Consider the following 11,801-nt stretch of genomic DNA (forward strand, 5'->3'; position numbering starts at 1 on the left):
CGTCCTAATCCTTGATCATCAGTCGCCGGGGAACATTGGCCAGACAGTCCACCCCTGTTTCCGTGATCAGAATGGATTCCGTCATTTCAAACCCCATGTCCTCCAGCCAAAGCCCGGTCATGAAATGGAAGGTCATGCCCGGCTTCAACTCGGTCTTGTCGCCGGGCCGCAGGCTCATCGTCCGTTCGCCCCAATCCGGCGGATAGCTGACCCCGATACCATAGCCGGTGCGGCTGTCTTTCACGATGCCATGCTTGGCCAGAACCGCGAAATAGGCCTTGGCAATATCCTCACAGGCATTGCCGGGTTTCGCGGCGGAAAGCCCAGTCTCCATGCCTTCCAACGTGGCCTGTTCCGCATCAAGGAACGCCTGCGTTGGTTTGCCCAGAAACACCGTGCGCGACAGCGGCACGTGATAGCGGTGATAGCAGCCCGCGATTTCAAAGAACGTCCCCTCGCCCGCCTTCATCGGGCGATCATCCCATGTCAAATGCGGCGCACTCGCCTCGGGCCCCGAGGGCAGCATCGGCACGATGGCCGGATAATCGCCACCCACGCCTCCCGTGCCGCGAATACCCGCATCATAGATTTCGGCCACCAGATCGCATTTGCGCATCCCGACCTCGATCTTGTCAAAGATGCGGGCATGCATCCCCTCGACGATCCGTGCTGCCTTGCGCATATAGTCGATTTCGGTTGGTGATTTGACCGCGCGCTGCCAGTTCACAAGGGCGGTCACATCGGAAAACCGCGCATTGGGCAAATGCTTGGTCAGGCTGGCAAAAGCCGCCGCCGTGAACCAGTAATTGTCCATCTCGACGCCAATGCGCAGCCCGCCCCAGCCACGGTCCGTCAGCAAGGCTGACAGGTAATCCATCGGATGCCGCTCGGTGCTTTGCACATAGTGATCCGGATAGCCGATCATATTCTCCGGCTTCAGATAGGCCGTATGCTTGGCCCCATTCGCATCCATCCCGCGCCCGAACCAGATCGGTTCTCCATGCGGCGGCACCACAACGCATTGGTGCACATAGAAGGACCAGCCGTCATAACCCGTCAGCCAGTTCATGTTGGACGGGTCCGTGACGATCAGCAGATCAACCCCCTTCGCCTCCATCGCCGCCCGCGTTTTCGCCAGACGTTCGGCAAATTCCGCGCGGGAAAACCGCAATTGCACCTCAGACATTCCGAACTCCTTCAGTTCAGCGGCAGCGTCATCAAGTGGCCGGGCGCAATCGCCCCGCCCACCCCGCAAAGCCGCGCCAGATTCCACGCTGTTGCGTAATTCGACGACAAAACCGGCATGCCAGTCGCCGCCTCCAGCCGGTCAATGATCCCCGCCGCCCGAACAGCGGTGCAAGAAATGAACAGGGCCTCAGACCCCTTATCCGCGGCCTCTGCCGCCAACTCGACCAGTTCATCCAAGGCAATCCGCGCCATGTCCCGGTCGTCGGGCATGTTCAGGCAGGTGAATCGGTCAATCCCGAACCCCGCTGCCTCGAACACCCCGGCCATCGGCGTTGAGGTTTCGACCAGATAGGGCGTCAGAACCGAAATCCGCTTTGCCCCCATCGCCTGCAACCCTGCCACCGCCGCAGAGACCGGCGTAATCACCCGACAGCCCGGCTTGCCCTTGTTCACCTGCGCCTGCACGGCCGCATCGCCAATACAGACCGAGGCCGAGGTGCAGCCAAAGACAATCGCATCAAGCTCTTGATCGGGCAGGATCAATTCCGCCGCCGCAGCCAAACGCGGTTCCATCGCCTTCAGCGTTTCCGGCGCGACAGGGTTCACGAATTCTACACGCGTCGTGTAGAACCCGATCCCCTGCGGCGTCAGGATGCGGGCGTAATCCACCTCCATCGTGTGATCGGTCGACAGCGCGATGACGCCAACCCGATGTGGCATAGGGCGCGGGTCCAGCCGTGGCGGGCGAGAACTGATGCGGATTTCGGTCATGGCAGACACCTCCGGGCAAACCGTTTCCCCCAAGTCATCCGCAGAATGACCCAGCCCCAAAGCAAGTCAATTCCGAAATAATCTCATGACAATTTTAGATCGTCAGCAGCGGCGCCTCGGGAGCCTCGGACAAAAGACCCGCCAAAAGGCCCAGCCCTTTGCGCAAATCGTCTTCGCCGGTCGAGCCGAGAGAGATCCGCACTGCTGCCTGCATCCCCTTCTCGCTGATCCGAAAGGCCTGCCCTGCGGCCACAGCGACGCCCCGCTGACTTGCCGCCGCGACAAACCCTTCTTCCGTCCATGCCTCTGGCAAGGCCAGCCAAAGATGCAAAGACCGGCCATGCACCGCGGGCATCAATGGACCCAAGGCCTCGGCCGCGATCCGGTGGCGGTCTTCCAAGGCCTGCATTTGCAGTGACACCAATTCCGCAATCTTCCCCGCTTCTACCCAGTACGACAGCAGTTCCACCATGGCCGGTGTGGCCATCCAATGTGCAACCAGATGGCGGTTCGCAACCGCAACCGCAAAGCGTGCCGGCGCGTGCAGATAGGCCAGACGCAGCCCCGGAAAGGTGATCTTGGAAAACCCGCACAGATAAATCGTGCGTTCAGGGGCCAAGGCCGCCAAAGCAGGGGGTCGATCGCCCAAAAGAAGGTTCAGACTGTCGTTTTCGATGATCGCCAGATCATGCCGCCGCGCCACGTCAACCAATTCCGCCCGTCGCGCGCCCCCCATCATGTGGGCCAAGGGATTGATAACATTAGGTTGCAGATAAACCGCCCGCAGCGCACCGCGGGCCGCCACCTCGTCCAAGGCTTCGGGCAACATGCCTTCAGCGTCCATGGCAATGGCTTCCAGATGCAAACCCAGATAGTTGCACAACGGCTTGATCGTGTGATGTGTCAGGCTTTCCGCAGCCAAGCCGCCCCCCGGCGGCACAACGCCCATCACCGCCGCAGACAGCGCCGCCGAAACGCCATTAGAGATCACCACGCCCGATGCCACTGCAGGAATGCCCAAAGCTCTCAGCCATCCCGCCGCCACTTCCCAATGACGCGGCATCACCGCCTTGGGTCGAAACGACAAAGCGGACGAGGCCGACAGATTTTCCGCAAGCCAAGCAAAGCCTTGCCGAAATTCCTCGACCTGCCGCTGCCCCACCACAGGTTTCAGGATCGAAAGATCAATCACTTCACCCGGACGTTCCGGCAAATAGGGTTGCCGCGCCTCGGACGACGGCGGCAGCACATAAGTTCCGCGCCCGACCTCGCCTGCCACCAGATTGCGGCGGATCAATTCGTCATAGGCGCGGCTGACCGTCTGCACCGAAAGCCCCAAGGCATCCGCCAGTTTTCGATGCGGCATCAGCCGCGTTCCGGGCGGCAAATGCCCGTCCTCGACCGCCCGCGCAAATTGCTCGGCAAGCGAAAGATAGGCCGGGCGCGGCAAGGCCGCCTTATTGGGCATCCAGATTGTCATGATTGCAAATTTGCGTCCAATCATGACAATCTGCAACAGCAAGATCACCGGGGGCCGCATGAAACTCGACGCCATCGACCTGCGCATTCTGGATGCCGTGCAAAAAGACGGGCGGATCACAAAGTTGAAGCTGGCCGAATTGGTTGGCCTCTCTCCCACGCCCTGCTGGTTGCGTCTGCGCAAACTGGAACAGGCGGGCATCATTCAGGGCTATCATGCCCGCCTCGCCCCACGAAAAGTCGCGCCCTTTACCGCCGTCATCCTGTCGGTCACCTTGGAAAGCCACAGGCAAGCCGACTTCGACCGTTTCGAAACGGCGCTTCTCTCCTGCCCTGAAGTCGTCTCGCTTTGGTCTGTTGGCGGTGGCGTCGATTACTTCGTCAAGATCATCGCGCGCGATATTCAGGCCTATCAGGCGCTTGTCGACCGCCTATTGGCCAGTCCCATCGGGATCGACCGTTATTACACCTATGTCGTGACCAAAACCCTGCGCGAAGAAGGCCCGGTCCCGACCGAGATCTTCACCGCCGCCAAAACCGAGAAATAGAGAGTCTCTCTACTTCACCCTTGCTCTTTGGTCCCCTTCTCTGTCCCATCTGCCCGATGGTGCCGCCAAATCGACCAAAGGAGTCCCAGATGACCGACAGCCAAGCCAATGACCTGAACGCCTGGGACCGCGACCATTTCTTCCACCCCTCGACCCATATGGGGATGCATGCGCGTGGCGACACACCTCGCCGGGTGATCGCCGGGGGCGAGGGGTGCTATATTCAGGATAGCACGGGCAAACGCAGCCTTGATGCCTTTGCCGGGCTTTACTGCGTGAACGTGGGCTATGGCCGCACCGAAGTCGCCGAGGCAATTGCGAAGCAAGCCCATGAACTGGCCTATTATCACGCCTATGTCGGTCACGGCACCGAAGCCAGCATCACCTTGGCCCGCATGATCATCGAACGCGCGCCAGCCCATATGAGCCGTGTCTATTTCGGTCTTTCCGGATCGGACGCGAACGAAACCAACATCAAATTGCTCTGGTATTACAACAACATCCTTGGCCGACCCGAGAAGAAAAAGATCATCAGCCGATGGCGCGGCTATCACGGCTCGGGCGTCATGACCGGCTCTCTGACGGGCTTGTCGCTCTTTCACAGCCATTTTGACCTTCCCCGCGCGCCCATTCTGCACACCGAGGCCCCCTATTACTTCCGCCGCGAAAACCGCGACCAGACCGAGGAAGAGTTCAGCGCCCATTGCGCGGCCAAACTGGAAGAAATGATCCTTTCCGAAGGCCCCGACACCATTGCCGCCTTCATCGGCGAGCCGATCCTTGGCACCGGCGGTATCGTTCCTCCGCCCAAAGGCTATTGGGCAGCCATTCAGGCGGTCTTGAAGAAATACGATATTCTTCTGGTAGCCGATGAGGTCGTGACCGGCTTTGGCCGCCTTGGCACCATGTTCGGCAGCACCTATTACGGGATGGAGCCGGACCTGATCACCATCGCCAAGGGTCTCACCTCGGCCTATGCGCCGCTGTCCGGCTCGATCGTCTCGACCCGGATGTGGGAGGTGCTGGTGCAAGGCTCTGACCAGTTCGGCCCCATAGGTCATGGCTGGACCTATTCCGCCCATCCGATTTGCGCGGCGGCAGGTGTGGCAAACCTCAAACTCATCGACGAGTTGAACCTTGTCGAAAACGCCCGCGAAACCGGCGCCTATTTCCGCCAATCGCTCGCCGATGCGCTTTCCAGCCACCACCACGTCGGCGAAGTGCGCGGCGATGGTTTGATGGCCGCCGTCGAATTCGTCGAGGATCGCGACAACTGCCGATTCTTCGATCCGGCCCGCAAAATCGGCCCCGCCATCGCAGCCGCCCTTCTTGACAATGGTGTCATAGGACGTGCCATGCCGCAGGGCGATATCCTTGGGTTCGCCCCCCCGCTCTGCCTGACACGAACCGAAGCCGACACCGTGGTTTCGGCCACCGCAATGGCCATAAAAACCGTTCTGGGATAAACCCTTAGAGAAAAACACCCAACGGGCGCCACGATCAATCCGGCGCCCGTTTTGCATTAGAAACAGGCCCCCCGCGCCCTGTCACCGAACTGTCATAAAACTTTGGCATAAGCGTCACGCATGACCGCTATCTCCGTCGCCAAGGGCCGACTCAAACGGGGTTCGGCCCCAAACGAAAACCAGGAGCGATCCATGACGATGTTCAAAATTTCCGCCTCGGCTCTGGCCATTGCCGCTGCCGCCACCGCCGCCGAAGCCCGTGACCAGATCCAGATCACCGGCTCGTCGACCGTGCTGCCCTATGCCACCATCGTGGCCGAAGCCTTTGGCGAAAACTTCGACTTCCCCTCGCCCGTCGTTGAAGGCGGCGGTTCGGGTGCCGGCCGCAAAAAACTTTGCGAAGGCGTGGGCGAAAACACCGTCGACATCGCCAACTCTTCATCGCGCATCAAGCAGTCGGACATCGACCTGTGCACCGCCAATGGCGTAGCCGAGATCATGGAAGTCCGCATCGGCTATGATGGCATCGTCTTCGCGTCTGACGCGAACGGCCCGGAATTCGCCTATACCCCGGCAGACCTCTACAACGCCCTCGGCGCCAAGGTCATGAAGGACGGCGCACTGGTCGACAACGCCAACACCAAATGGTCCGAAGTCAACGCAGCCTTCGCCGACCAAGACATCCTCGTCTTCGTTCCGGGCACCAAGCACGGCACCCGCGAAGTCTTTGACACCAAGGTGATCGTGGCTGGCTGCGAAGCCACCGGCGCGTTCGAGGCCTTCAAGGCTGCTAATGGCGGTGACGAAGGCAAGGCCGAAGACGCTTGCATGGAACTGCGCACCGATGGTCGCTCGGTCGACATCGACGGCGATTACACCGAAACGCTGGCACGCATCGACGCCGACAAGAACGGCGTGGGCGTGTTTGGTCTTTCGTTCTACCAGAACAACACCGACAAGCTGCGCGTCGCCACGATGGATGGCGTCGAGCCGACCGTCGAAAGCATCGCCGCTGGTGACTATCCGGTGTCGCGTCCGCTGTACTTCTACGTCAAGAAGGCGCATCTCGGCGTGATCCCCGGCCTGAAAGAATACATCGAATTCTTCGTGTCCGACGATATGGCTGGCCCCGATGGCCCGCTGGCGGAATACGGCCTTGTCTCTGACCCGGAACTGGCCGCAACCCAAGCGATGGTGGCCGAAGAAACTCCGATGGCTCCTCTGAACTAACTGAATTCCAAGTGGGGGTCGCAAGACCCCCGCTTACCCTTCTGACGACGAAAGCTGCCAAGCATGACCATAACTATCGTGATTGCCGGTATCCTTGCGATTGCCTTTGCCGGGTTCTTCCTTGGGCGAAATAGGGCCATCTCACGGGTTTCGGGAAATATCCGCGACCTGCATTCGCTTCCGGGATATTCGGGTTGGTTCGTGGCACTGGCGTCGTCCTTGCCCGCTTTGGCCGTTCTTGTGCTGTGGATCATCGCTCAGCCGATCTATCTGCAAAGCAGCGTCTCCCACCTGCTTCCCGCCGGAGTCACCGCCGACGCCACCGCGACCGAGCTTGCCGTGGCCGATCTGCGCCGTGTGGCGCGGGGGTTGGACGCCACGGTTGAACAGGGTGTTCTGACCGCTGATGCCGCCTTGACGATCGGCGTTGCCGATTTGCGCGCCACCTTGGGTCAGGTCGGCGTCGCGCTTGGGTCTGACGTGGCCCCTGAAACACTTGCTGCGGCACAGGCCTATCGTGCAGGCCAAGGAAATTTGGCCGTCTGGCGCGCGATCGTCATTCTGGCCACGGCGCTGATCGGCGCGGTCGTCGCCTTGGCGCTGCTTGCCCCCGATTTCCGTGCCCGCAACCATGTGGAAAGCGTGGTCAAAGGCATGTTGATCGCGGCCTCCACCATCGCCATCCTCACCACGGTCGGCATCATCTGGTCGATGCTCTCTGAAAGCCTGAACTTCTTTCAGATGTATTCAGCCAAGGACTTCTTCTTTGGCCTGACATGGAGCCCGAATTTCTCTGGCGGCTCGGAACTGGGCTTCCTGCCGCTTCTCTGGGGCACGCTCTACATCTCGCTGGTCGCGATGATCGTGGCCGTCCCGCTTGGGCTTTTCACCGCCATCTACCTTGCGGAATATGCCAGCCCCCGCGCCCGCGCCATCATCAAGCCGCTGATCGAGGTGATTGCCGGTATCCCCACCGTGGTCTTTGGCCTCTTTGCCCTGATCACGGTCGGCCCCTTCCTCCGCGATTACTTTGCCCAGCCGTTCAACCTCGGCACGTCCGGGTCTTCGGTCATGACCGCTGGCATCGTGATCGGCATTCTGAACATCCCGTTCATCTCGTCGCTGGCCGATGACATCATCAACGCCGTGCCGCAAACCCTGCGCGATGGCAGCCTTGGCCTTGGCGCGACGAAATCGGAAACCGTGCGTCAGGTGATCCTGCCCGCCGCCCTGCCCGGCATCGTCGGCGCCGTTCTTCTGGCCGCCAGCCGCGCTATTGGCGAAACGATGATCGTGACAATGGGCGCCGGTGCCGCCGCCAAACTCAGCCTCAATCCCTTCGAGGCGATGACGACCATGACGGTCAAGATCGTGGGCCAGCTGACCGGCGACACCGACTTTGCCAGCCCCGAGACGCTGGTGGCCTTCGCCCTTGGCATCACGCTTTTCGTCATCACGCTGGGCCTGAACGTCTTTGCGCTCGTCATCGTGCGCAAGTATCGCGAGCAATACGAATGACCGACATGACCAACGCCTCCGCAAAGCCCGCGCATTCGATCCTGACGGGCAGCACTGAGATGCGCCGCCGCAACGCCGCCGAACGCCGCTTCAAGGCCTATGGCCTGATCGCCATCTCCATCTCGCTTGGGGTGTTGGCGATCATGCTCTGGACGATCTTTGCCGATGGGGTTTCCGCCTTCCGTCAGGCCAAGGTGAACCTGCCGATCACCCTCTCGGCCGAGGTGCTGGACCCGAAAGGCAACCTGAACCGCGACGAGATGGCCAAGGTCACCACCATCGGCTACGGCAAACTGATCACCGCCGCACTCACCGTCGAACTACAGGCCCAAGGCATTTCGACCGAGGGTCTGTCCAAAAAGGAAATCGAAGGCCTTCTGTCCAAAGACGCCCCCGGCGTGTTGCGGGCCGAAGTCCTTGCAGACCCCAGCATGGTCGGCACCTCGCAAATTCGCAGCGTTCTGGCCGCAGGTCGCATTGATGGCTATCTGAAGGGCCGCGTCACCCGCGAAACCGCTGTGCGCGACAAGCAGATCAGCCCCGCCATGCTGGACGTCGCCGATCAGATGATCGCCAAGGGCATGCTCTCGGCCCCCTTCAACACGCGCTTCCTGACCAATCCCGATGCCTCCGACCTCCGCCCCGAGGCCGCGGGCCTAGGCGTGGCCATCCTCGGCTCTGCCTATATGATGCTTCTGGTCGCCCTGATCTGCGTGCCGCTGGGGGTTGCTGCCAGCATCTATCTTGAGGAATTCGCCCCGAAAAACCGCCTGACCGACATCATCGAGGTAAATATCTCGAACCTCGCCGCCGTGCCCTCAATCGTCTTTGGTATCCTGGGACTCGCGGTTTTCATCAACTTTGTCGGTCTGCCGCAATCCTCTTCGATCGTGGGGGCGCTTGTGATCTCGCTGATGATCCTGCCCACCATCATCATCGCCACCCGCGCCGCGATCCGCGCCGTGCCTCCGTCGATCCGGGATGCCGCCCTTGGCATTGGCGCGTCGAAAATGCAGACCGTTTTCCACCACGTCCTGCCCTTGGCCATGCCCGGCATCCTGACCGGCGCGATCCTTGGCCTTGCCACCGCCCTTGGCGAAACCGCGCCACTTTTGCTGATCGGCATGGTGGCCTTTGTCGACAACTACCCCGCTGCCCCTACCGACGGCTTTTTCGACCCCGCCACCGCCCTGCCGGTGCAGGTATATTCCTGGGCCTCGCGCTCGGACCCCGCCTTTATCGAGCGGTCGAACGGCGCCATCATCGTGCTCTTGGTCTTCCTTGTGGCCATGAACGTCACCGCCATTCTTCTGCGCCGCAAATTCGAACGCCGGTGGTAACATGAACAGCCAAAGCCGTCCGATTGACTTCAACCCTGCTGCCCCGAACCCCGAGGAGAGGACTGTGACACCTCAGCCCCCCCGCATCACCGCCCGCAACGTGAACGTGCATTACGGCGAAAACCATGCCCTGAAGGACGTCAATGTGGACATCCTGAACGGCACGGTCACCGCCTTCATCGGCCCTTCGGGCTGCGGCAAATCCACCTTCCTGCGCTGTCTGAACCGGATGAATGACACCGTGGCCTCGGCCCGCGTCACCGGGGAAATCCTTCTCGACGGCGAAGATATCTACGACAAGCGCGTTGACCCCGTGCGCCTGCGCGCCAAGGTCGGGATGGTGTTCCAAAAGCCGAACCCCTTTCCGAAGTCGATCTATGACAATGTCGCCTACGGCCCCAAAATCCACGGCCTGACCCGGTCCAAAGCCGAACTGGACGAGGTCGTGGAAAGCTGCCTGACCAAGGCTGCCCTCTGGAAAGAAGTGAAGGACCGCCTTCACGCCCCCGGCACCGGCCTGTCCGGCGGCCAGCAACAGCGCCTCTGCATCGCCCGCGCCATCGCCACCTCGCCAGAAGTGCTGTTGATGGACGAACCCTGCTCGGCCCTTGACCCGATCGCCACCGCACAGGTCGAACAACTGATCGACGAGTTGCGCAGCCAGTTTGCCGTTGTCATCGTCACCCACTCGATGCAGCAGGCCGCTCGCGTCAGCCAGCGCACCGCCTTTTTCCACCTTGGCAATCTGGTCGAGGTTGGCGACACCGAGCAGATCTTCACCAATCCGCGCGATCCGCGCACTGAATCCTACATCACCGGCCGCATCGGATAAGGAGATACAGATGGACCCCCATATCCGCACCGCTTTCGACAAGAACCTCGAAGCCGTTCAAGCCCAAGTCATGCGCATGGGCGGCATGGTCGAAGACGCCCTGCTGCGCGCCGCCGAGGCGCTTGACAAGCGTGACGAGGCCTTGGCCACCGAAGTCCGTAAGGGCGATAAGGCCATCGACGCGCTGGAAGAGAAAATCCATACCGATTGCGCCCGGATCATCGCGCTTCAGGCCCCGGCTGCCAGCGACTTGCGGACGGTCCTGACCGTCATGCGCATCGTCGGCAGCCTCGAGCGGTCTGGCGATTACGCCAAGAACCTTGCCAAACGCTCGCTGGTTCTGAACGAAATGCAAGTTGTCCCCGGCTCGTCCGGCTCCATCGTGCGGATGGCGCGCTCGGTCGTGGCGCTGCTGCATGATGCGCTGGATGCCTTTGCCAATCGCGATGTCGAACTGGCCGAAGACGTTCGCCGCCGCGACGCCGATATCGACCAGATGTACAATGCGCTCTTCCGCGAATTCCTGACCCACATGATGGAAGACCCGCGCAACATCACCTCGTGCATGCACCTGCATTTCATCGCCAAGAACATCGAACGCGTGGGCGACCATGCCACCGGCATTGCCGAGCAGGTGATCTATCTGGTCAACGGCACTTTGCCTGATGCCGACCGGCCCAAGGCCGACATGACCGCCCTTCCGCCCACGACACAGGACTAAGCGCGATGTCCGGCTTGCCGCAACCGACGGTCCTTTTGGTCGAAGACGAACCTGCCCAACGTGAAGTGCTTGCCTATAACCTCGAGGCCGAAGGCTTTCGCGTTGTCCAGGCGGCCAATGGCGAAGAAGGCATGATGCTGGTCGATGAAGAAGCGCCCGACATCATCATTCTTGATTGGATGATGCCCGAGCTTTCGGGCATCGAGGTCTGCCGCCGCTTGAAGATGCGCCCCGAAACCCGCGCCATCCCGATCATCATGCTTTCGGCCCGCGCCGAAGAGGTGGACAAGATCCGCGGCTTGGAAACCGGGGCCGATGACTATGTGATCAAGCCCTATTCGGTGCTGGAATTGATGGCCCGCGCGCGCGCCCAATTGCGCCGGGTGCGTCCTTCGACCATCGGCGTCACGCTGGAATATGATGACATCCGGCTGGATCCGGAAACGCACCGCGTCTATCGCGGCGAGAAGGTGCTGAAACTGGGGCCGACCGAGTTTCGCTTGCTGTCGACCTTCATGGAAAAGCCGGGCCGGGTCTGGAGCCGCGAACAATTGCTGGATCGGGTCTGGGGCCGCGACATCTATGTCGACACCCGCACGGTCGATGTCCATATCGGCCGGTTGCGCAAGGCGCTGATGCAACATGGCGGCGAAGACCCCCTGCGCACCGTCCGCGGCGCGGGTTATGCCCTAGGGTAACGCCAAGTGC

Annotated in this window: 11 protein-coding genes; 8 read left to right on the plus strand and 3 right to left on the minus strand. The window is 61.1% G+C overall.

From position 1 onward, the window contains the following. Window positions 1-4: 4 nt before the first annotated feature. The 3 genes from doeA to ACSBLW_RS06085 all read right to left on the minus strand — a co-directional run bounded on the left by doeA (window position 5) and on the right by ACSBLW_RS06085 (window position 3,439). Window positions 5-1,186: an ectoine hydrolase DoeA gene (gene doeA, locus ACSBLW_RS06075; protein WP_435259337.1), complete on the minus strand. Its 1,182-nt coding sequence runs from the start codon at window positions 1,184-1,186 to the stop codon at window positions 5-7. A gap of 11 nt (window positions 1,187-1,197) precedes the next feature. Beyond that, window positions 1,198-1,959, minus strand: a complete 762-nt coding sequence (locus ACSBLW_RS06080) for an ectoine utilization protein EutA (protein WP_435259338.1) — start codon at window positions 1,957-1,959, stop codon at window positions 1,198-1,200. Between the two features lie 94 nt (window positions 1,960-2,053). Beyond that, complete coding sequence (locus tag ACSBLW_RS06085) at window positions 2,054-3,439, minus strand: PLP-dependent aminotransferase family protein (protein ID WP_435259339.1); 1,386 nt, start codon at window positions 3,437-3,439, stop codon at window positions 2,054-2,056. Between the two features lie 22 nt (window positions 3,440-3,461). Here ACSBLW_RS06085 and ACSBLW_RS06090 point away from each other — a divergent pair, with 22 nt between their 5' ends. The 8 genes from ACSBLW_RS06090 (at window position 3,462) to phoB (ending at window position 11,791) form a co-directional block, all read left to right on the plus strand. Further along, entirely contained in the window at window positions 3,462-3,986 is a 525-nt protein-coding gene (locus ACSBLW_RS06090) for an Lrp/AsnC family transcriptional regulator (protein ID WP_435259340.1), read from the plus strand. Window positions 3,987-4,075: 89 nt separating this feature from the next. Then, window positions 4,076-5,452 carry an aspartate aminotransferase family protein gene (locus tag ACSBLW_RS06095; protein WP_435259341.1) on the plus strand — a complete coding sequence of 459 codons (1,377 nt, stop codon included), beginning with the start codon at window positions 4,076-4,078 and terminating at the stop codon, window positions 5,450-5,452. Window positions 5,453-5,644: 192 nt separating this feature from the next. Then, window positions 5,645-6,682 (plus strand): PstS family phosphate ABC transporter substrate-binding protein, encoded by a 1,038-nt coding sequence (locus ACSBLW_RS06100; RefSeq protein ID WP_435259342.1) that lies wholly within the window; start codon window positions 5,645-5,647, stop codon window positions 6,680-6,682. 63 nt (window positions 6,683-6,745) lie between these two features. Beyond that, window positions 6,746-8,200: a phosphate ABC transporter permease subunit PstC gene (pstC, locus tag ACSBLW_RS06105; protein ID WP_435259343.1), complete on the plus strand. Its 1,455-nt coding sequence runs from the start codon at window positions 6,746-6,748 to the stop codon at window positions 8,198-8,200. Next, window positions 8,197-9,540, plus strand: a complete 1,344-nt coding sequence (gene pstA / locus ACSBLW_RS06110; RefSeq protein WP_435259344.1) for a phosphate ABC transporter permease PstA — start codon at window positions 8,197-8,199, stop codon at window positions 9,538-9,540. The genes pstC and pstA overlap by 4 nt, the downstream gene beginning before the upstream one ends. A 1-nt stretch (window position 9,541) precedes the next feature. Further along, on the plus strand, window positions 9,542-10,372 hold the full coding sequence (gene pstB / locus ACSBLW_RS06115; protein ID WP_435259345.1) for a phosphate ABC transporter ATP-binding protein PstB: 831 nt from the start codon (window positions 9,542-9,544) through the stop codon (window positions 10,370-10,372). A 10-nt stretch (window positions 10,373-10,382) separates the two neighbouring features. After that, window positions 10,383-11,093, plus strand: coding sequence for a phosphate signaling complex protein PhoU (phoU, locus tag ACSBLW_RS06120; protein WP_435259346.1), 711 nt, complete (start codon window positions 10,383-10,385; stop codon window positions 11,091-11,093). Between the two features lie 5 nt (window positions 11,094-11,098). Then, entirely contained in the window at window positions 11,099-11,791 is a 693-nt protein-coding gene (gene phoB, locus ACSBLW_RS06125; RefSeq protein ID WP_435259347.1) for a phosphate regulon transcriptional regulator PhoB, read from the plus strand. The last annotated feature ends 10 nt before the right edge of the window (window positions 11,792-11,801 follow it).

Source organism: Thioclava sp. FR2 (assembly GCF_051200875.1).
In the GTDB taxonomy this organism is placed as follows: Bacteria; Pseudomonadota; Alphaproteobacteria; order Rhodobacterales; family Rhodobacteraceae; genus Pseudotabrizicola.